The organism is Streptomyces sp. NPDC033178 (genome assembly GCF_055577685.1).
This window is the reverse complement of the sequence record NZ_JBVIPT010000013.1, coordinates 141,107-161,248: the sequence shown is the minus strand read 5'-3', so window position 1 is coordinate 161,248 and position 20,142 is coordinate 141,107. Positions and strand designations below refer to the sequence as shown.

Here is a 20,142-nt window from a genome sequence, read left to right as displayed (position 1 = left end):
CGCGCTGCGTAGGGTGGAGGACATGCAAGACGAAACCGGCACCGCAGCACCCGTCCCCACCGAACTGAAGGCGGACTGCGCCCAGTGCTTCGGGCTGTGCTGTGTGGCGCTGCCCTTCTCCGTCTCGGCGGACTTCGCGATCGACAAGGCAGCCGGAAGCCCCTGCCGGAACCTCCGGACGGACAACCGCTGCGGCATCCACACGGAACTGCGGCAGCGTGGCTTCAACGGCTGCACGGTCTACGACTGCTTCGGCGCGGGCCAGAAGGTCTCGCAGGTCACCTTCCAAGGCGCGGACTGGCGCTCGGGCTCAGGGGAGCGGGCCCGGCTCATGTTCGACGTGTTCCCTGTCGTACGACAGCTCCACGAGCTTCTCCGGTACCTCACCGAGGCGTTGGAACTGACCGCGGCCCGCCCGATCCACCCCGAACTGCGCCGCGAGCTCGACAGGACCGAGGCGCTCACCCGCCGGGCCCCGGAGGAGCTCGCCGAGCTGGACGTGTCGTCGGTCCGCCAGGACGTCAACGTCCTGTTGCTGCGCGCAAGTGAGCTGGCGCGTGCCGGGCTCGGCCGGGGCAGGAAGAAGGAGCGCCGGGGCGCCGACCTCATGGGCGCCCGGCTCAAGGGCGCCGACCTGAGAGGCGCCAACCTCCGCGGCGCGTACCTCATCGCCGCCGACCTGACGGGCGCCGATCTGCGGAGCGCGGACCTGATCGGCGCCGACCTGCGCGACACCGATCTCGCGGACGCCGACCTGACCGGTGCGCTCTTCCTCACCCAGCCGCAGGTCAACGCCGCGAAGGGCAGCCGCGGCACCAGACTTCCGGCGTCAGTCACCCGCCCCGGTCACTGGACACCGTGAAGCCGAGGACGTCTCGGACGCCGCCGGGATCTCCGACCGCGCGGGAGCAGCGGGGGCGCGGCGGTCGAGGTGCAGCGTCAGCCCCTCCGGCATCAGCGTGAGCCGCTCGGCCACCCGCAGCCGGTACGCCGGATCCGGCCGCAGCTCGTAGCGGCGCAGCAGCAGCCCCAGCACCAGAGTCGCCTCGTGCAGCGCGAACTGCCTCCCGATGCACGCCCGCGCACCGGTGCCGAACGGCTTGAACGTGTGCGGGGCCCGGGCCCGTACGGCACCCGGCTCGAAGCGGTCGGGATCGAACCCCTCCGCGTCCGCGCCCCACACCTCGGGGTCGCGGTGCAGCAGTGGGATCAGGACCAGGGCCCACGCCCCCCGGCGCATCGGATGGACACCGCCGAGGATCGTGTCCTCCTTGGCCTCGCGGGCGTACGCCGGCGCCGTCGGCCACAGGCGCAGCGACTCGTCGAGCACACGCCGTACGTACCGGAGCCTGGCGACCTGTTCGTAGGCGGGCTGAGGTGTGTCGCCCCAGACGCGGTCTATCTCCGCACGGGCGCGGGCGGCGATGTCCGGGTGCTGCGCGAGGTAGTGCAGGGCGAAGGAGAGCGCGCCGGACGTGGTCTCGTGGCCCGCGATCAGGAAGGTGATGACCTGGCGGCGGATGTTCTCCGGCGTGAGGCGCTCGCCGGTCTCGGGATGGGCCGTGTCCAGCATCCGGTCCAGCAGGTCGCCTTCCCCGGCAGGCTCGTTGATGCGGGCCTCGACCACGTCGTCGACCGTGCGGTTGAGGTACGCCACGTCGGCGTCGTTGCGGCGGCTCGCGGAGCGCATCAGCACCGGGGCCAGCGGCACGGGGACGACGTTGAGCCGCTGCGCGTACGTCAGGGCGCCCACCATGGCCGTGACGAAGGGGTGCGGCCGGGTGCGCTCGAACGAGCCGAAGTCGTGGCCGAAGCCGGTGCGGGCGATCGTCTCCAGCGTCAGCTTGGTCATGTCGCCGGGCACGTCGACGGCCCGCCCCGCCGCCCGCTCACCGTCCCAGCGGTCCGTCAGCCGGCCCGCCACCTCCAGCATCATCGCGTGGTAGCTCTCCATCGCGTCGCGGCTGAAGCCGGGCGCCAGCACGTCGTGCGCCAGCTGCCAGTTGGGCTCGTGGTTGTACGCGGTGAACAGGCCGTCCCCGGCGACCGGCCGCAGGTTGGCGACCCCCAGCCCCACGTGCTTGGCGAACCGCGACTCGTCCGCCATCTCACCCGAGAGCTTCGCGCCCCACACGAAGACGATCTCCTTGCCGAACCCCTTGCGCCGGAAGATCGGCCCGAGCTGTCGCCCGACGCGCAGTGAATCCTGCAACGGGGTGCGGAGGTTGACGCCGACGACGTCACCGACCAACGGCACGCGGTGCGGCGGGCGCGGGATGCGGTGCAGCTCGGGCCAGCCCAGCTCGGCACTGCGGAACCCCTTCGGCAGCGTGCTCCTCGTCGTCCCCGCCATCACGCCATCTCCCTTGTGCCGACTGCCGGTTGGGCTTGTTGTACGCGGATTCAATAGCGACTGCCAGTGTGATCCCGCTGTTGAACCGACGTCAAGTAAGGTGCGGGCATGGCCGCCAACGAGGGGGAGCGCACACGCCGTCGGCTCAGCACCGAGGAGCGCCGTGAGCAGCTGCTCTCGGTCGGGGCGCGGCTGTTCTCGGAGAGCCCGTACGAGGACGTCTGGATCGAGCAGGTCGCCGAACTCGCGGGCGTCTCACGCGGTTTGCTGTACCACTACTTCCCGACCAAGCGGGACTTCTTCGCGGCCGTCGTGGAGCGCGAGAGCAGGCGGATGCTGCGGGTCACCGCCGCCGTGCCCGGTGTGCCGGTGCGCGAACAGATCGACGCCGGACTCGACACCTTCCTGGAGTACGTTCAGGCGCACGCGCACGGCTTCCGCGCCTTCCACCGCGCCGAGGCGGCGGGGGACCAGGCCGTGCGCAGGGTGTACCGCGAGACGCTCGCCGCGCAGCAGCGGCAGATCCTGGAGGCGCTCGCGGCGGACCCGGAGACCGCCTGGACCGAGGAGGACCTGCCGGCACTGCGGATCGCCGTGCGGGGCTGGCTCGCCTTCATGGCGGCGGCCTGTCTGGAGTGGCTCAAGGAGCCCGGCCTGTCCCGGGATCAGGTGCGCGACCTGTGCGCACGGGCGCTGTTGGGCGCCATCACTCCGTGAATTCCCCGTCACCAAGGTGTGACGACCGGTGCCACGTGGTTGGCGTACACCCCGATCTTCGATAGGTTAGGCAAGGCTTACCTAAGGGAGGTTTGGGATGGGTGACCGTCACAGCTGGACGGCCGCGCCGGCCACGGCACAGCGTGCCCGGTCGGTGCTCGCCGCGGCATGGTCCTGCGCGGTGACCGCGGAGGGCGGTCGGGAGGAGTTCATCGGCGTGCACACCGTCGCCGAGGACGGCCGGGTGCTGCTGCACCTGCCGGACGACAGTACGCTCGCCGCGGCCGCGATCTGCGCGCCGAGCGGAGAGCCGTCCGCCGTCCTGGAGTTCGCCGATGTGGCGCCCGTCCCCGTACGGAACCGGATCCGCGCCAGGCTCTGGATGGCCGGCTGGTTCGCGCCCGAGGAAGGGCACCTGGCGTTCCACACCACACGCGCCGTGCTCCGCGAGCCCTGCGGGGCGGTCGTCGTCGACCTCGACGAGTTCGCCGTCGCCGAACCCGACCCGCTGGCCCTCGCGGAGGCGCAGCTGCTCACGCACCTCGCCGACGCCCACCCGGACGCGGTCGAGCGGCTGACCCGTCTCGTCGAACCGGACAGCCTGCACGGTGCCGTGCGCGTACAGCCGCTCGCCGTCGACCGGCACGGACTGACGCTGCGCATCGAGCGTGCGCGCGGCCACGGCGACGTACGGCTGCCCTTCCACCGGCCCGCCGACGACGTCGGACAGCTCACCGAGCGCATGCACGTCCTGCTCACGCAGGCGAGCAGCGCGAGCTGCCCGCGCGCGCTGCAGCGGCAGCGCACGGAGGGCGACGGGTGAGGTGAACACTCCGGCCGCGGGCCGGAGCCGCCTTCACCACTCGCCGTCCACGACGGGCTTGCCCGGCGCGTCTCCCAGCGGCTTGACCTGCTGGGGCGACGGCGGTTGCCACGGCGTGTGGTCGTCGCCGAGCCAGTCGCCGACCGGCTTGACCTCGCCGAGCGCGTCCGTGGGATCGAGGTCCGCGGCGTCCTGGTCGTAGTAGTCGAACCAGGGCAGTCCGGCCCTGGTGTAGGCGGCGCGGTCGACGGGCGACGGCGGGGGCGCCTCGCCGGTGATGCGGCGCCACTCGGGCGGCGTCACGAGGTGGACGAAGACACGGCCGGCCGCCGTGGTCGCCCAGTCCGACAGCGGACGGTCGTCCTTGTAGACCTCCTGGCGCATCGAACCGCCGACACCGAGGCCCATCGCCGCCGCGGCCCGCGGCGGGCTGGCCGCCGGCGCCGGAGCAGGAGCACCCCACTGGGGCGCGGAACCGGGTGCCATGGGCATCGCCGCGCCGTAGCCGGCCGCCTCGGCGCTCCTGCGGCGCTGCTCCGCCGCCTCCGCCAGCCGGCGCTGCTCCTCACGCCAGGCGTGCAACGCGGTGTCGTTCAGCGGGAACGACTGCAGCTGTACGCCACCCCACACCTCCTCGCCGGTGACCTGGCCCTCGACCGTGGCACCGAGACCCAGCGGGACCGCCACGAACTGACGGACCGTGCCCTTCCCGGAGTTGATCCCGTCGAGCCACGGCTGGCGGGGGAGTACGACGTAGTTCTGCGGGTTCCGTGCCGGCCGAGGGCTCCACGGCTTGCCGGAGACCGCGCACACCTTCCCGACGCCCACCTGGAGAGCGGCCGGTTCCGACGTACCGCCGAAGCTCAGCCACATCGCCTCGCGCAGATACACCGGCAGCATCACCCCGCCGCGCGCCAGCCACTCGGCGGGCACCGTCTCCGGGTAGTCCTCCACACGCCGCAGCGGGAACTCGCCGAGCCCCGGGGGCAGGGGATGCGTACCGGTCTCGGGCAGGCGCAGGGTGCGGATGAACCGGACCCGCACCCCACCCGCCAGCCGCAGTGAGTTCCCGTCGATCCGCACGGTGCCGTCGGCCATCCGTATCTCCCTCTGTCGTCATGTGGATATGTCGTTCTGCGATGGCCGTGCGCGTACGTCCCTCGTCGGGAGGGATGTCGTACGGCGCTCAGCACGTCACGTAGTACGACGTGAGGGGGCGGTACGGTTCCGTCGGGCGGAGCGCAGCCGTCGGCGCAGGCGGTCGAGGCGGGGCATGCGCTCGCGCTGTTCCTGCGTGCAGCGGTCCAGCTCCTCCAGGAGCCGGCGCGAGCGGTGCTCCATGTCGAGTTCGTCGAGTATCCGCGTGACCTCGGTGAGGACGGCCCCGTGCAACTGCCACTGCCGGGCGTCCCGCTGGACCTCCTCCAGGAGGAGCTGGCCCAGCTTGTCGCGGGTGGCGGTGGCGGCGACGAGCTCGGAGGCGAGCCGGGACTCCGCCGACTCGGCGTTGTGACTGACATCGGTGGTGACGAGGACGGCGAAGCTGACCACGGCGTCACCGACCTCCGCCAGCAACTGCTCCAGGGTCGCCCCGATCTCCGCCTCGAACAACGGCTCGGGCGCCCGCTCCTTGGCGAGGTCCGTGAGGGTGCGCGCGAGGACCCGCAGCACCACCGTGCAGATCTCCAGCGTGTCGAGGCCGGTGCGCAGCACGACCCGGTGCAGCAGTCCCTCCCGTACACGCGGATTGAGCCGCAGGCTGTCCTCGGCCTGCTTGAGGGCCGCGTCCACCTCGACGATGTCGTGGTCGAGCTCCCGTGCCTCGTGGAGCCGCGCCGCCGCGACCGCCACCGGAGTGCGGCCGGCGGCCTCCTCGCCGACGCGCAGCAGCAACTGCCGCATCCGGCGCGCCAGATCCTCGATGGACTGGCCGGCCGCACCGACCCACACCGGGGGAGCGAACAGCAGATTGCAGCCGAACCCCACCAGAGCGCCGATCAGCGTCTCCAGGATCCGCGCCCAGGCCGTGTCGCCGACCCGGGTGACGCCGAGGACCAGCATGGCGCTGATCGCCACCTCGGGCACGAACTCGCTGACCCGCACGAGGTGCCCGACGGCCAGCGAGGCGAGGATGAGCAGCCCAAGGCTCCACCAGGTCAGCCCCACGAGCGCGCTGAAGGCGATGGCGACGAGGACGCCCGCCACCACGGAGTTGACGCGGCGTATGCCGGTCGTGAGGGTGGCGTAGAGCGTGACCTGGACGACGAGGAGCGCGGTCAGGGGAGCGGTGAGAGGAGCGGCCTCGGGACTGAACCGCAGCGCCACCACGTACGCGATCGTCGCGGCGGCCGCGGAACGGACCGTCTGGACGATCACTGGCTCTTGGCGCCACTTCGCGACCCGAACAGTGCCCGCGACCCACGCCTCACGTACATCTCGCATCCTTGGGCACTTCCCGTTCCACAGCCGCACCGAACTCGTCCAGACGGCGCAGCTCACCCGAGACGACGGCAAGGAGGCCCAGGCCGAGCGGCCAGTCTGACACGGGGATTCGTCTTGACCCCCGTCCCACGACATCCTCATCCACCCTGACCAAGTGGAGGCCTCGCGGCTGCGGGACGGCTAGGTGCGGCGAACCGTCAGGCGTACAGCCTGTCCAGGAAGGCCGACAGATGGCCGGTCGCGCGGGAGATCTGCTGTTCCAGGGTGAGGCTCTCCTCGATGCGGGACCCGGAGTCGAGGTGCTTCTTGCCGCGTAGGTACAGGGAACAGGCGAGGTCGGCGCACATGTAGATGCCGACCGAGTTGCCCTCGCGGCCGGCCGCGCCCGCCTTGCGGGCCGTCATCAGGGAGACGCCGTGCCCGGGTGGGTCGTCAGGCAGACCGAGCACATGCTGCGGTGCAGGAGGCCCCGTTGCCGGGAGGGGAAGCGCAGGGTCACACCGGTGAGCCGGCCGGCCCGCTCGGTCACCAGACAGCTGCGGTCGGGTGCTCCGGGATCTCGCCAGCCCAGGAAGTCCAGGTCGTCCCACGGTCGTTCCGCCAGATCGCGTGGTATGGCCAGGCGTTTGGCCTCGCCCTTGGAGCAGTTGACAAATGAGTTGCGGATGTCTTGCTCGGAGAGTGGTCTCATCGTGAAGGGTTCTCCTGGCGAATCGGTGGCCGGCTGGGGGAAACCTAGGGGTACTAGGTTTTGACCTAGGGTATGTAGCCGTGCCGAGGGAGATCCAGTGAATTTCGGGGACGCCCACTCACCGCATTCGCGCGCCCTGCGTCATGTCGCGGCGCTGTCGTCCGGGCCCGCCCTCGACCCGGCACTGAGGGTGACCCTGAATCTGCACCCGGACCGCCTGGCACGCGGGCGCCCGATCCTGGAGGCGCTGGCCGAGGACGGCACGTACCACTCGCAGTTCGTCACGGGCACCGGCAACGGCGGCCTGACGGCGCATCCCGGCGGCGACCGATGGCGCTGGGAGAGCCGGATGTTCGGCGGGGCATACGACGCGGCGGCCCCGCACGAGCGGCCGGTGTACGGCGCGCTGAACTTCCGGCACCAAGTGATCGGCGCCGCGCCGAGATTCGGCTCCGCGCACTTCCGGCTGGCCTCGGACTCGCTGTGGCGCGCCACGTTCTGCTACCCGGACAGCTCCGTCGATCCGACGGCGTTCGGGGTCGCCGACGGGATGTCCCTCATCGGCCTGGCCGAGGCGGACGACCGGGACGTCCTCGACGACTACATCGAGGCGCAGGTGCACGGACGGGGCGCCCTGGACCGGGACATGGAGGCGCTGGTCCTGGACCCCTGCTACCGCGGCACGGCCGTAGAGGCCGCGGCCCGGCGGCTGCCCTGCCCGGTCGAATGGCACCCCGGGTACCGGCTCTCGGTCGAGGAGTTGAGCCGCCACCCGGACTTCCGCGGTCCGCGGTACGTCGAGCTGGGGGCGCGGATCGCCGAGGACGGGCATCTCGACCCGCGGGTCATCGGCGATGCCGCCCGCACGGGGCGTCACGACCCACAGGACCTGAAGAAGGTGTGGCACTGCCTGGCCAGGTTCGGGGCGCCCGCCGGACGAGCCGCCCCGACGGGCGAGACCGCGGGCCGGGCGGCTCGCTAGTCGGGGGGAGCGGTGGTCGGCGGCCAGGTGCCGGGGGTGAGCACGCCCAGGGCGTAGGCGCGGGCGACCAGTTCCGTGCGGTTGGCCGCGTTCCAGCGGCGGGTCAGGCGGCGCAGATGGTAGTTGACGCCGTCCACGGTGAGGCCGGTCTCGCGGGCGGCGTGCGCGGTGGTGGCGCCGCTCGCGAGCAGGGCCAGGACGCGGGCCTCGGCCGGAGTGGCGGGCGGTTCGGCGGGAGCCGGTGCCGGCGTCCCCGGCTCGTGTTCGCCGAGCACCCGCAGCAGGACGAGCAGGTTGGTGGTCGCGTCGACGGTGTCGCTGACCGGGTCGGCGGTCAGCTCGCCGTACCGCTCGGTGCCGCCGGGGGTCCGCCAGCGGACCGAGATCTGGTAGCGCGAGCGATGACGCAGGCGCAGTGCCTCGGCGATGCGCTCCACCTGCGTCGCCCTCTGGGGCTGGAAGAGATCCAGTACGTCCCGGCCGCGGAGGCCGCCCGGAGTCGCACCCCATTCCGCCGCCATCGCCGGGTTGGCCAGGATGATCGCCCCGTGGACGTCACACACCGCGATGGGCATGGGAACGCGGTCGAAGAGGGTCATGGCACGGTTGCGCCAGACCACCGCGGACTCGGGAGGTACGTCGGGCATGGTCAGGCGTCGTCGTCGCTGTCGTCGTCGTCCGGGTGCGCGTCCGCGTTGGACAGGCGCAGCGCGAGGGTGCGCAGGAGTTCGGTGCTCTTGATCTCGGTCCGGCCCGTGTCGTGGACCTCGGCGAGTTCCGAGAACAGGAAGGCGAAGGCGCCGACCAGGGAGATCGCCGCGGGCATCAGGGCGTCGATGACGGCCTGACCCGCCTCGGCCGGGGTCGCGTCGCCGGGGACCTCGACCGACGGGAACACCTCGGTCACCAGTCTGCCGAGCTGCGCCTCTCCAGCGTCTATGTCGACCTCGACTTCCTCGTTGAGCCTGCGCACCATCTTCTGGGTCTCGGTGAGGACGCCGATGGCACGCAGGATGATCTCGCTCTGTTCCATGTGGCGGAGCCTATGCGCTCCGCTTGTTCGGCGGGGAAGCGTGCTGGGCGTTGTGATGCGGGTGCGGGTGCGGGTGCGTGGGTTGTGGCTGGTCGCGCAGTTCCCCGCGCCCCTGAAGGGGGGCGGGAGGGGTGACCGGTGTTGCAAGGGGTGCCCCAGTTGCAAGGGCCGCCAGGCAGAAAGCGCTACACGATCATGTAGCCCTGTGGTGCGAACGGCCGCGTGGGCTGGTTGAAGCTGGGACGGCCGTGACTTCCGTACCACGAAAGGCAGTTGTCGCGTCATGACCCCCACCGTGTCGCATCCGCAAGTCGTCGGGACCCTTGATGGTGTTCCTGTTGTCGATATTTCCGCCGTTGGACCCGGCCGCACCCCACTGCAGCAGGTCATGGAGTTGAGCCGGGCCCACGGGCCGGTGCTCGTGCGGCGCCTGCACGGGCGGGACACCCTGTTCGTAAGTGACCTTGAACTGGTGACCGAACTCGCCGACGAGACGCGGTTCGCCAAGCATGTCGGCCCCGCTCTGGAGAACGTGCGGGAGTTCGCCGCGGACGGGCTCTTCACGGCGTACGACGACGAGCCGAACTGGGCGAAGGCGCACGACATCCTGATGCCGGCCTTCGCGCTCGGGTCGATGCGGACGTATCACCCGGTGATGCTGAAGGTGGCGCGCAGGCTGATCGACTCGTGGGACCGCGGGGCCCGCGACCGGGCTCCGGTGAACGTTCCCGACGACATGACGCGGATGACGCTCGACACCATCGGCCTTGCCGGGTTCGGCTACGACTTCGGGTCCTTCGAGCGGGACGAGCCGCATCCGTTCGTCGAGGCCATGGTCAGGTGCCTGGAGTGGAGCATGACCAGGCTGGGCCGCCTCCCCGGCCAGGACCACTCCGCGGCGGACGCGGCCTTCCAGGGCGACGCCGACTACCTGGCGCAGGTGGTCGACGACGTGATCGAGGCCCGGGTCTCCGGAGGAGAGGACGCTGCCGAGGACCTGCTCGGACTCATGCTCTCGGCCGAGCACCCCGTCGACGGCACCACGCTCGACACCGCCAACATCCGCAACCAGGTGATCACCTTCCTGATCGCGGGCCACGAGACCACGTCCGGCGCCATGTCGTTCGCCCTCTACCACCTCGCCAAGCACCCCGCCGTGCTCCAGCTCGTACAGCGCGAGGTGGACGCGCTGTGGGGCGACACGGCCGACCCCGAGCCGACGTTCGACGAGGTCGGGCAGCTCGCGTACACCCGGCAGGTGCTCAACGAGGCGCTGCGGCTGTGGCCGACGGCCGCCGTGTTCGGCCGGCACGCACGGGAGGACACGCTGCTCAGCGGGCGCATCCCGCTGAGTGCCGGGCAGGGCGTCATGGTGCTCGCGCCGATGCTGCACCGGCAGCCGGTGTGGGGCGACAACCCCGAGCTCTTTGACCCCTCGCGCTTCACACCGGAGGCGGAGGCCGCGCGCTCGCCGCACGCGTTCAAGCCGTTCGGCACCGGTGAACGCGCCTGTATCGGGCGGCAGTTCGCGCTCCACGAGGCGACCATGCTGCTGGCGATGCTCGTCCACCGCTACCGGCTGAACGACCACGCCGACTACCGGCTCACGGTCAAGGAGACGCTGACGCTCAAGCCCGACGGCTTCACGCTCACGCTCACCCCGCGCACGACGGCCGACCGGGAGCACGCCCAACTTCCGGGCGGCGCGCGGCAACAGGACACCGTGGCCGACGAGAAGACGCTGCCCGCCCGGGTCCGTCCCGGCACCCGAGTGCTCTTCCTGCACGGCAGCAACTATGGGACCTGTCGTGAGTTCGCCGCCCAACTCGGCGACGCGGCGGACGCGTTGGGGTGCGAGACCGAGGTGGCGGCTCTGGACGCGTACGCCGACGGGCTGCCCACGGACCGCCCTGTCGTCATCACCGCGGCTTCCTACAACGGCCGGCCCACCGACGACGCCACCGCCTTCGCCGCCTGGCTCGACGAGGCCCCGGCCGCCGCCGACCTGACGTACGCGGTCCTGGGCGTCGGCGACCGCAACTGGGCAGCCACCTACCAGCACTTCCCGACCCGCATCGACGACCGGCTGGCCGAACTGGGCGGTACCCGGCTCCTGGACCGCACGGCCGTCGACGCCTCGGGCGACCTCGGCGGGACCGTCCGGGGCTTCACCGCCGAGCTGCGCACGGCCCTGCTGGAGAAGTACGGCGACCCGGACGCCACGGACGACACCGCACCGGACGGCACTGCGGCTGCCTACGAGGTCCGTACGCTGACCGGCGGCCCCCTCGACGCGCTCGCCACCCGGCACGATCTCGTCCCGATGACGGTCACCGAGGCCTACGACCTCACCGCCCCCGGCCACCCGCGCGCGAAGCGCTTCGTGCGGCTCGCGCTGACCGACGGCACCACCTACCGAACCGGCGACCACCTCACCGTGCTGCCCGTGAACTCGCCGGAACTCGTCGAGAGGGCAGCGGTCGCGCTCGGTGTGGACCTCGATGCCGTGCTCGACATCCGGGCGAGCCGTCCGCGCCGCGACGGCATCGCAGTGGACCGGCCGTTGACGGTACGTCAACTGCTCTCGCATCACGTGGAGTTGCAGGAGCGCCCCACCGCCGAGCGGTTGGCCGTGCTTGCCGCGGCCAACCCGTGCCCGCCCGAACAGGCCGCCCTCGCCAAGGTCCAGGACTCCGATCCGCGGACCCTGATCGAGCTCGTCGAGGCGTACCCCGCGCTGCGCGGAGCACTGGACTGGCCGCTGCTGCTCGAAGAGATCCTCACGCCGCTGCGCCCCCGCACCTACTCGATCTCGTCCTCGCCCGCCACCGACCCCTCTCACGCCGACCTGATGGTCTCGTTGCTGGAGGCGCCGGCCCGCTCGGGGAACGGCATCTACACGGGGACCGGCTCCGGCCACCTGAGCGCGGTCAAGCCGGGCGACACCGTGCTGGCCCGGGTCCAGCCGTGCCGGGAGGCCTTCCGCATCGACCACTCGGCACCTGTCGTCATGGTGGCCGCGGGAACGGGCCTCGCCCCCTTCCGCGGGGCCATCGCGGACCGCGCCGCGACCGGCACCCAACTGGCGCCCGCTCTCTGCTACTTCGGCTGCGACGCCCCGGACGCCGACTTCCTGCACGCCGAGGAACTCCGCGCCGCCGAGACCGCCGGAGCCGTCTCCCTGCGCCCCGCCTTCAGCGCGGCTCCCGTCGACGGCGTGACCTTCGTCCAGCACCGGATCGCCGCCGAGGCGGACGAGGTGTGGGACCTGCTGAACTCCGGTGCCCGCGTCCATGTCTGCGGCGACGGATCACGAATGGCACCCGGGGTGCGCGACGCCTTCCGTACCCTGTACCGGGACCGTACACAGGACGCCGACGACGCGGCCTGCGAGCGGTGGCTCGGCGAGCTGATCGCGGCGGGCCGCTATGTGGAGGACGTCTACGCGGCCGGGTGAGCCGCGAGGCGGCGGATCGCCGACCGGGCGGGCGCAACGACGAGAACGGGGTGGGGCGGGATGTCGGAGGAGCGGGCCGGACGGATCCTGGAGGCGGCGGGGTTTCCGCCAGGCAGCCTCGTCGGCTGCCGTCCGATGAGCGGCGGGACGTACAACACCGTCGAGGAACTCCGCCTCACCGACGGCAGCCGGTACGTGCTGAAGATCCCGCCACCGCCGGCCGTCCCCGGTATGAGCCACGAGCGTGAACTCCTCGTCTCGGAGGCGGAGTTCTACCGCGCCGCCGCCACCGTCGACGTGCCCGCGCCGCGAGTCGTGCACGTCGGCCTGGACGCGTCCGAAGGCTGCCATCTCCTGATGACGGCTTGCCCAGGCGACTCATGGGGCACCTACCCGGGCGCCGAACAGGCAGCGCTGCGCCGGGAGTTGGGGCGGCACGTGGCCCGCCTCCACGAGGTGACGGGCCCCGGCTTCGGCTACCCGTCCGGGGCCCTCGGCCCCCTGTCCGCCGACTGGCGTACGGCCTTCATCGCCATCTACGACGCCGTCCTTGAGGACGCCCGCCGGTACGAGGCCTGGCTGCCGCGCCCGGTGGACGAGGTGGCCCGCGCGGCCAAGACCGCGTACGACGCCCTGGACGAGGTCACGGTCCCGCGCCTGGTGCACTTCGACCTGTGGCAGGGGAACATCCTGGTCGACCGCCCGGAAGGCGGCGGCGAGCCCGGGATCGGCGGGCTGATCGACGGTGAGCGCATGTTCTGGGGCGACCCGCTCGCGGACTTCGTCTCCCTGGCGCTCCTCGGTGACATCAGGAAGGACCACGACTTCCTGACGGGCTATCAAGAGGCGGGCGGACGAGCCGAGTTCACCCACTCGGCCCGCCGGCGCCTCGCCCTCTACCGCAGCTATCTCTACCTGATCATGCTCATCGAGACCGTCCCGCGTGGCGCGGGGGACGAACAGGTCGCCTGGGTCAGGGAACGCGTCGCCCCGGAACTCATCGCGGCCCTGGACGAACTCGGTCAGTAACTGTCGGGCTCGGTCGGCGAGGCTCGGGCCGAGTCGGGCGGTGGGCCTCGGACCGACTCGGCCAGTGAGGCTCAGGCCGCCTTCCGCGCCCTCCCGCCGTGCTCCCGGATGATCTCCGCGTACCGTCGCCCGCTGCCCTTCACCGTGCGCCGCTGCGTGCGGTAGTCGACGTGCACGAGCCCGAAACGCTTGTCGTAGCCGTACGCCCACTCGAAGTTGTCCAGCAGCGACCACGCGAAGTAGCCCGCCAGGGGAGCCCCCTTGCGGACGGCCGACGCGCAGGCCGCCAGATGCTGTTCCAGGTACAGGGTGCGCTCGGGGTCGTCGACCGTGCCGTCGGCGCGGACGACGTCCGGGTAGGCGGAGCCGTTCTCGGTGACGTACAGCCGTCGGGCGCCGTAGTCGTCGGTGAGGCGCAGCAGCAGGCTCTCGATGCCGGCCGCGTCGACCTCCCAGTCCATGCCCGTCCGTGGGACGCCCGGTCGGCGGACCGACTGGGCGAAGGGGGCCGGGCCGTCGGGGTCGTCGGTGACGGTCGCCGGGAAGTAGTAGTTGAGGCCCAGCCAGTCAAGGGGCTGGGCGATGGTCGCCAAGTCGCCCGCCCGCTCGGGGAGTTCGACTCCGTACACCTCGCGCATATCCGCCGGGAAGCCGCGGCCGTGCACCGGGTCGAGCCACCAGCGGGTGGTGTGGCCGTCCATGCGCCGGGCCGCCGCGATGTCCTCGGGGCGGTCCGTCGCGGGCTCGACACTGGAGAGGTTGTTGACGATGCCGACCTCGGCGCCCGGGGCAGCGGCCCGGATCGCCTGCGTGGCGAGGCCGTGGCCGAGGAGCAGGTGGTAGGAGGCTCGGACGGCCGCCGTGAGGTCCGTGAAGCCCGGGGCCATCTTCCCCTCCAGATGGCCGATCCACGCGGAGCACAGCGGCTCGTTGAGGGTCGTCCAGTGCTTGACCCGGTCACCGAGGCGCTCGGCGACGGCCGTCGCGTACGCCGCCAGGTGGTACGCCGTGTCGCGCTCGGGCCAGCCGCCCCGGTCCTGGAGCACCTGCGGCAGGTCCCAGTGGTAGAGCGTCACCGACGGCGTGATCCCCGCCTCCAGTAGACCGTCGACCAGCGCGTCGTAGAAGTCGAGGCCCTTGGCGTTCACCGGACCGTCGCCGCCCGGCACGACGCGCGGCCAGGCCACCGACAGCCGGTACGCGTTGGTGCCCAGCTCCTTCATCAGGGCGATGTCCTCGCGCCACCGGTGATAGTGGTCGCAGGCGACGTCCCCGTGGTCGTCGCCGTCCACCTTTCCCGGTGTGTGCGAGAAGGTGTCCCAGATGGAGGGCGAGCGGCCGTCCTCGGCGACGGCACCCTCGATCTGGTACGCCGACGTGGCCGTCCCCCACACGAAGTCCTGGGGGAGCGCGGCGAGGTCGATGGTCACAGAAGTCCTTTCGGAGGAAGGGGAGTTGGAGCGCGGGGAGGAGTCGGTCACTTCACGGCCCCGGCGGTGAGTCCGGCGACCAGATAACGCTGGAGCAGCAGGAACCCGGCGACCACGGGGACGCTCACGACGAGCGAGGCGGCCATGACCTGGTTCCAGTACACGTCGTTCTGCGTGGCATAGCCCTTGAGGCCGACGGCGAGCGTGCGGGTGGTGTCGTTGGTCATCACCGACGCGAACAGCACTTCGCCCCACGCGGTCATGAACGCGTACACCGCGACCGCGACGATTCCGGGGACCGCGGCGGGCACGACGACCCGGAAGAGCGCGCCGAGCGGCCCGCAGCCGTCCACCATCGCCGCCTCGTCCAAGTCCCGCGGCACCGACTCGAAGTAGCCGATCAGCATCCAGATCGAGAACGGCAGCGAGAACGTCAGATAGGTGAGGATCAGGCCGATCCGCGAGCCGAAGAGCGCGATGCCGGTGGCGTTGCCGATGTTCACGTAGATCAGGAACAGCGGGAGCAGGAAGAGGATCCCGGGGAACATCTGGGTGGACAGCACGGTCACGGTGAACAGGCGTTTCCCGCGGAAGCGGTAGCGGCTCACCCCGTACGCGGCGAAGATCGCGATCACCACCGAGCAGACCGTCGCCGCGCCCGCCACGATGAGCGAGTTGACGAAGTACTTCGCCAGCGGAACGGTCGACCAGATGTCGATGTACGGGCGGATCGTCAGCCCGCTGGGCACCCAGCGGAACTCTCCCGACACGTCCTGCAGCGGTTTCAGCGAGCTGGACACCATCACGTACACCGGCAGCAGGACGAAGCCGGTCAGCAGGGTGAGGAAGATCCGGCGCGACCAGAGGAAGGAGCGCGGCGCGGCCATCGGTGAGCGCCGCGCCGACAGCGACCGCCTGGACAGCGACGGTTGGGGCCGGGACTGCTTGGACACCGGCTGCTTGGACAGCGGCTGGCTAGACATCGGCGGCCCTCCGTCCGCGCGAGGTCAGGACGAGGTAGATGCCTGTCACGACCAGCAGGAACAGCAACAGCATCACGGACATCGCCGACCCCGTCCCGAAGTTCCATGTCACGAACGACGACTGGTAGATGTGGATCGAGATCAGGTCCGCCGCCTCCGGAGCCGCCTGGCCGAACAGCACGTACGGCGTGTTGAAGTCGTTGAAGGTCCACAGGAAGAGCACCAGGACCAGCACCTGGTTGACCGGGCGCAGCGAGGGCAGCGTGATGCGGCGGATCTGCTGGACCATGCCGGCCCCGTCGATCGCCGCCGCCTCGTACAACTCCCTGGGGATGTTCTGCAGGCCCGCCATCACGATGAGGAAGGCGAACGGCCAGCCCTTCCACACCGACACGACGAGCAGCGCGACAAAGCTGTTGTCGCCGATCAGCCAGAAGGACGGGCTGTCGGTGAGGCCCAGTTGGTCGTGGAGTACGTGGTTCACCAGGCCGTTGTCGCGCTGGAACATGAACGCCCAGGTGATGACGGCCGCGTACACCGGAAGCGCGTACGGGATGAGGAAGACCGCCCGCAGGAAGCCGCGGCCGCGGAACGTCTCCTGCATGTAGACCGCGGCCGTCGTGCCGAGCAGCCAGCACAGGCCGACGGACAGCACGGTGAAGGCGCAGGTGACGAAGAAGGAGTCGAGCAGCGCCTCGCCGACTGGCGCGTCGAAGTCCACGGACAGGCTGTAGTTGTCGAACCCCGCCCAGGGCGCGGCGCCCCAGTCACGGATGTAGAACTGCGTGAGCTCCTTGAAGCTCATCACGATGCCGATGACCATCGGCACCAGATGGACGAGGAGTTCGAGCAGCAGGGCGGGCAGGAGGAGCAGATACGGCAGGGCGATACGGCGTACGCGCCCGGTGCGGCGGCGCGGGGTGGGCCCCGTCGCACCGGGCAACGCCTTTTCCCCGACCGCGGGTTGAGCGGTCACGGTCATCGAACGCTCACTTCTTCGGCATCTGCTGCTGAGCCTCGGAGAGCTTCTCCTTGACCGAGGCGGTCGTCACCGGCCGTCCGGCAGCCGCCTCCGCGAACAGCTCCTTCACGGCCGTGCCGACCGCCGTCTCGAACTGAGACTCGTTGGGTACCTGCGGCAGTGGGGCCGCGCTCTTGGCGAGCGTGTCCCTGATCACCTTGAGCGCGGGCGTGTTGAACGCGGGATCCTCCTGAGCCGCCGTGACCGGAGGGATGGACCCGTACGTCTTGTTGAGCGTCTTCTGTTCGGCGTCGCTCGTCATGAACTTCACGAACTTCAGGGCGCCGTCGATGTTGTCGGTGTTCTTGAAGACGGCCAGGTTGATGCCCGCCACCATCGAGTTCACGGCGGTGTCCGCCCCCGGGCTGCCGGACTGGACCGGCACCGGCGCGACGCCCCACTCGTCGTCGCTCATGCCGTGCGCCTTGAGCGTGGTCGCGGCGGTCTGCCACATCACCATCGCCGTCTTGTCCTTGGCGAAGTCCTGCAGTGACTGGTTCTGCGCGTACTCGGCGTTTCCGGGCGCGACGACCTTGTCCTTGCCCATCAGGTCGACGTACTGCTTGACCGCCGCGACGGCCCCGTCGGAGGTGAAGTCGGGCTTCCCGTCGGCGTCGAAGAAGTCGGCGCCGTGCTGCTTGGCGAGGACGAAGACGTGGTGGATGTTCTCCGACGGGTTCGAACCCTCGGCGGCCAGCGCCCACTTGCCGTTCTTGGAGATCTTCTTCCCGTCGGCGACCAGGTCGTCCCAGGTGGCGGGCGGTCCGGATATCCCCGCGTCCGCGAACATCTTCTTGTTGTAGTAGAGCGCGTACGCCATCGAGTACAGCGGCACCGCCGCCGGATCCGAGCCGGTCGCCCCCGCCGAGCCGAGCGCCGACTCGACGAACCGGTCCTTGCCGCCGATCTTGCCGAAGTTCTTGGCGTCCCAGGGCAGCAGCGCGCCGGTCGCCTGGAGCGAGGCCGACCAGGTGTTGCCGATGTTGAGGACGTCCGGGCCCTGGCCCGAAGTGGTCGCGGCGAGAATGCGGTTGAGGAGGTCGGACCAGGGGATGACCTCCAACTTGACCTTGATGCCGGTGTCCTTCTCGAACTTCTTCAGCTCGGGCGTGAGGATCTTCTTGTCGGCCTCGATGCTCGGCCCCTGGTTGGAGGCCCAGTAGGTGAGCGTCTTCGGCGAGTCGTTGGACCCGCCGTCCGTCGACGAGCCACCGCCGCAGGCGGTCACGGCGGCCAGCAGTGAGACGGTGACCGCGCTCGCGGCCGCGGCTCGGGTTCTGCGCATGACGTCTGGCGTCCCTTCCCGGAGGGAGATGCGCAAGGGCGCCGCGTTCACTTCCCGAACGCCCTCACGGCTTAATTTAGAACGTGAGTTAAGACCCGGAAGAAACTCGCGTCAAGGGATGACGCAGCGGTATCTTGCAGGTCGGGGGTCGGCGGGAAGGAACCACATGGCGGGGCGGAACGGTCGCACGGTGCGTGACCTGCGGCGGGGCAATCGCACAGCCGTGCTGCGGCGGCTCTACTTCGAAGGGCCGATGAGCCGTTTCGAACTCGGCCCGGCCACCGGACTGAGTTCCGGTTCCATCAGCAACGTCGTCGCCGAGCTCGTCGGCGAAGGTCTGGTGGAGGAGGCCGGCAGCGTCGACTCCGACGGCGGCCGCCCGCGCACCCTGCTGCGGGTGGCCCCCGCCAGCGGCCACATGATCGGCGTGGACGTCGGCGAGACCCGCGTCCGCGTCGAGCTCTTCGACCTCACCCTCACCGAACTCGCCCGCACGGAACGGCCCTTGGAGCATCAGGGCTACGACGTCGACGTCATCGTCGGCCACATCCGTGACGGCATCACGGAGGTCCTCGCCGCCGCCGGGATCGCCCCCGAGCGGCTGCTGGGCGTCGGCATCGGAGTGCCCGGCATCGTGGAGCGCACCCCGGCCGAGGGCGCCGTGGTGCACGGCCAGACCATCGGCTGGCCGGCCGTCCCGCTGGAGTCCCTGCTCCGCACCGCCTGCGGGCTTCCGGACTCCGTCCCGTACTTCACCGACAACGGCGCCAAGACGCTCGGCCAGGCCGAGATGTGGTTCGGCGCCGGACGCGGCGCGGACAACGCGGTAGTGGTCCTCTTCGGCTCCGGCGTCGGCGCCAGCCTCGTCACGGACGACGTGGAGCGTGGCCGGGCCGTGGAGTGGGGGCATCTGACCGTACGGGTCAGGGGGCGCCGCTGCCGGTGCGGTGCGCTCGGCTGCCTGGAGGCCTACGCGGGCGCCGAAGCCCTCCTGGAGCGCTGGGAGGAGGCGGGCGGACGGCCACCCGAGCGGGTCGACGAGGAGACCGCCCTCACCGCGATGCTCGCCGCCGCCTACCCGGCCGACGGCTCGGCGGCCGACCCGATGGCGCTCGCCGTGCTGGAGGAGACGGCCGAGTACCTGGGCGCGGGCCTCTCGGACCTGATCAACCTCTTCCAGCCCGAGCGCATCCTGATCGGCGGCTGGGCCGGACTCCAGCTGGGCTCCCGCTTCCTGCCCGCCGTCCGCGAACACGCCGTCTCGTACGCACTGCGCCATCCCGCCGAGCGGGTCACCATCGAGCTCGGCGCCCTGGGCCCCGACGCGGTCACGGTCGGCGCCGCGATCCTCCCGCTCGCCGACTTCTTCGCGCGCGGCGGACGACGCCCGGGCCCCGAACCGGGCGACAGTCAGCTCCCGGCATGGCGCGCGGCCATGGAGGAACGCGCTCCGCATTGACGCCTTCCAGGGGTTTCACCGGTCGCGTCGGCAGGTACCCGCACCAGGGCCGACGCGGAGGTCCGGCGGAGTTCTGTCCGACGAGGAATTCCGTACGACAAGGGGTTCCGGGACGGCCGGGAAGTACACCGACGAGGAGGGGAGCGCGCCGTGGGCGACGACCGGACGAAGAGGCCCGAGGAGGACGCGGGTCCCGTCCCCCGGGACATGCCCGACCAGCAGGCCCAGGAGGGCGGGGACCGCTGGGACGTCACGCCCGCCGACCCCGCGCGGAGCGAGGGCTCCGACGAGGACACGCCGGAGTCGGACACCGACGTTCCCGACACGGACGAGGCGGGGACGCGACGACGGGGTGACGAGCACTCCAGCAGCACCGTGCACCCCGAACACCCCGGGCCGGAGGAGTCCCCGGCCTGAGCCGACGCGGTCGTGCCGAG

The 20,142-nt window shown here is 71.0% G+C and carries 17 protein-coding genes and 1 pseudogene; 8 read left to right on the top strand and 10 right to left on the bottom strand.

From position 1 onward, the window contains the following. Nucleotides 1-22 precede the first annotated feature (22 nt). Entirely contained in the window at nucleotides 23-862 is an 840-nt protein-coding gene (locus ACZ5VQ_RS29970; RefSeq protein WP_469107607.1) for a pentapeptide repeat-containing protein, read from the top strand. Here the strand turns inward: ACZ5VQ_RS29970 and ACZ5VQ_RS29965 are convergent. Next, entirely contained in the window at nucleotides 830-2,353 is a 1,524-nt protein-coding gene (locus ACZ5VQ_RS29965; RefSeq protein ID WP_469107606.1) for a cytochrome P450, read from the bottom strand. The two genes, ACZ5VQ_RS29970 and ACZ5VQ_RS29965, sit on opposite strands and share 33 nt — an antisense overlap. 108 nt (nucleotides 2,354-2,461) lie before the next feature. Here ACZ5VQ_RS29965 and ACZ5VQ_RS29960 point away from each other — a divergent pair, with 108 nt between their 5' ends. Together ACZ5VQ_RS29960 and ACZ5VQ_RS29955 are read left to right on the top strand one after the other, a co-directional pair. Then, nucleotides 2,462-3,070 (top strand): TetR/AcrR family transcriptional regulator, encoded by a 609-nt coding sequence (locus ACZ5VQ_RS29960; RefSeq protein ID WP_362075957.1) that lies wholly within the window; start codon nucleotides 2,462-2,464, stop codon nucleotides 3,068-3,070. 97 nt (nucleotides 3,071-3,167) lie between these two features. Further along, a complete protein-coding gene (locus ACZ5VQ_RS29955) occupies nucleotides 3,168-3,893 on the top strand; it encodes a DUF2470 domain-containing protein (protein ID WP_469107605.1) in 726 nt (241 codons plus the stop codon). A 33-nt stretch (nucleotides 3,894-3,926) separates the two neighbouring features. Here ACZ5VQ_RS29955 and ACZ5VQ_RS29950 read toward each other — a convergent pair whose 3' ends face one another. The 3 genes and pseudogenes from ACZ5VQ_RS29950 to ACZ5VQ_RS29940 form a co-directional block, all read right to left on the bottom strand. Next, entirely contained in the window at nucleotides 3,927-4,991 is a 1,065-nt protein-coding gene (locus ACZ5VQ_RS29950; protein ID WP_469107604.1) for a hypothetical protein, read from the bottom strand. A gap of 96 nt (nucleotides 4,992-5,087) precedes the next feature. After that, nucleotides 5,088-6,335: an FUSC family protein gene (locus ACZ5VQ_RS29945; protein WP_469107603.1), complete on the bottom strand. Its 1,248-nt coding sequence runs from the start codon at nucleotides 6,333-6,335 to the stop codon at nucleotides 5,088-5,090. Between the two features lie 197 nt (nucleotides 6,336-6,532). Then, nucleotides 6,533-7,026 (bottom strand): annotated as a pseudogene (locus ACZ5VQ_RS29940) (FBP domain-containing protein). A gap of 97 nt (nucleotides 7,027-7,123) precedes the next feature. Here ACZ5VQ_RS29940 and ACZ5VQ_RS29935 point away from each other — a divergent pair. Continuing rightward, nucleotides 7,124-8,008: a DUF3626 domain-containing protein gene (locus ACZ5VQ_RS29935; RefSeq protein WP_469107602.1), complete on the top strand. Its 885-nt coding sequence runs from the start codon at nucleotides 7,124-7,126 to the stop codon at nucleotides 8,006-8,008. On the opposite strand, the gene ACZ5VQ_RS29930 is transcribed toward ACZ5VQ_RS29935, so the two are convergent. After that, nucleotides 8,005-8,655 carry a PAS domain S-box protein gene (locus ACZ5VQ_RS29930; protein ID WP_469107601.1) on the bottom strand — a complete coding sequence of 217 codons (651 nt, stop codon included), beginning with the start codon at nucleotides 8,653-8,655 and terminating at the stop codon, nucleotides 8,005-8,007. The two genes, ACZ5VQ_RS29935 and ACZ5VQ_RS29930, sit on opposite strands and share 4 nt — an antisense overlap. A gap of 2 nt (nucleotides 8,656-8,657) precedes the next feature. Next, nucleotides 8,658-9,041: a hypothetical protein gene (locus tag ACZ5VQ_RS29925; protein ID WP_469107600.1), complete on the bottom strand. Its 384-nt coding sequence runs from the start codon at nucleotides 9,039-9,041 to the stop codon at nucleotides 8,658-8,660. 283 nt (nucleotides 9,042-9,324) lie between these two features. Between ACZ5VQ_RS29925 and ACZ5VQ_RS29920 the strand changes: the two genes are divergently transcribed. Further along, entirely contained in the window at nucleotides 9,325-12,498 is a 3,174-nt protein-coding gene (locus ACZ5VQ_RS29920; protein ID WP_469107599.1) for a bifunctional cytochrome P450/NADPH--P450 reductase, read from the top strand. 60 nt (nucleotides 12,499-12,558) lie between these two features. Continuing rightward, on the top strand, nucleotides 12,559-13,527 hold the full coding sequence (locus ACZ5VQ_RS29915; protein WP_469107598.1) for a phosphotransferase family protein: 969 nt from the start codon (nucleotides 12,559-12,561) through the stop codon (nucleotides 13,525-13,527). Nucleotides 13,528-13,598: 71 nt separating this feature from the next. On the opposite strand, the gene ACZ5VQ_RS29910 is transcribed toward ACZ5VQ_RS29915, so the two are convergent. The 4 genes from ACZ5VQ_RS29910 to ACZ5VQ_RS29895 form a co-directional block, all read right to left on the bottom strand. Further along, a complete protein-coding gene (locus ACZ5VQ_RS29910) occupies nucleotides 13,599-14,957 on the bottom strand; it encodes a GH1 family beta-glucosidase (RefSeq protein ID WP_469107597.1) in 1,359 nt (452 codons plus the stop codon). 47 nt (nucleotides 14,958-15,004) lie between these two features. Continuing rightward, a complete protein-coding gene (locus ACZ5VQ_RS29905; protein WP_469107740.1) occupies nucleotides 15,005-15,844 on the bottom strand; it encodes a carbohydrate ABC transporter permease in 840 nt (279 codons plus the stop codon). An 88-nt stretch (nucleotides 15,845-15,932) separates the two neighbouring features. Next, nucleotides 15,933-16,922 (bottom strand): carbohydrate ABC transporter permease, encoded by a 990-nt coding sequence (locus tag ACZ5VQ_RS29900; protein ID WP_469107596.1) that lies wholly within the window; start codon nucleotides 16,920-16,922, stop codon nucleotides 15,933-15,935. 7 nt (nucleotides 16,923-16,929) lie between these two features. Continuing rightward, on the bottom strand, nucleotides 16,930-18,246 hold the full coding sequence (locus tag ACZ5VQ_RS29895) for an ABC transporter substrate-binding protein (RefSeq protein WP_362075993.1): 1,317 nt from the start codon (nucleotides 18,244-18,246) through the stop codon (nucleotides 16,930-16,932). Between the two features lie 166 nt (nucleotides 18,247-18,412). On the opposite strand from ACZ5VQ_RS29895, the gene ACZ5VQ_RS29890 reads away from it, so the two are divergent. Together ACZ5VQ_RS29890 and ACZ5VQ_RS29885 are read left to right on the top strand one after the other, a co-directional pair. Next, nucleotides 18,413-19,705, top strand: a complete 1,293-nt coding sequence (locus tag ACZ5VQ_RS29890; protein WP_469107595.1) for an ROK family transcriptional regulator — start codon at nucleotides 18,413-18,415, stop codon at nucleotides 19,703-19,705. 150 nt (nucleotides 19,706-19,855) lie between these two features. Further along, nucleotides 19,856-20,122, top strand: a complete 267-nt coding sequence (locus tag ACZ5VQ_RS29885; RefSeq protein WP_469107594.1) for a hypothetical protein — start codon at nucleotides 19,856-19,858, stop codon at nucleotides 20,120-20,122. The last annotated feature ends 20 nt before the right edge of the window (nucleotides 20,123-20,142 follow it).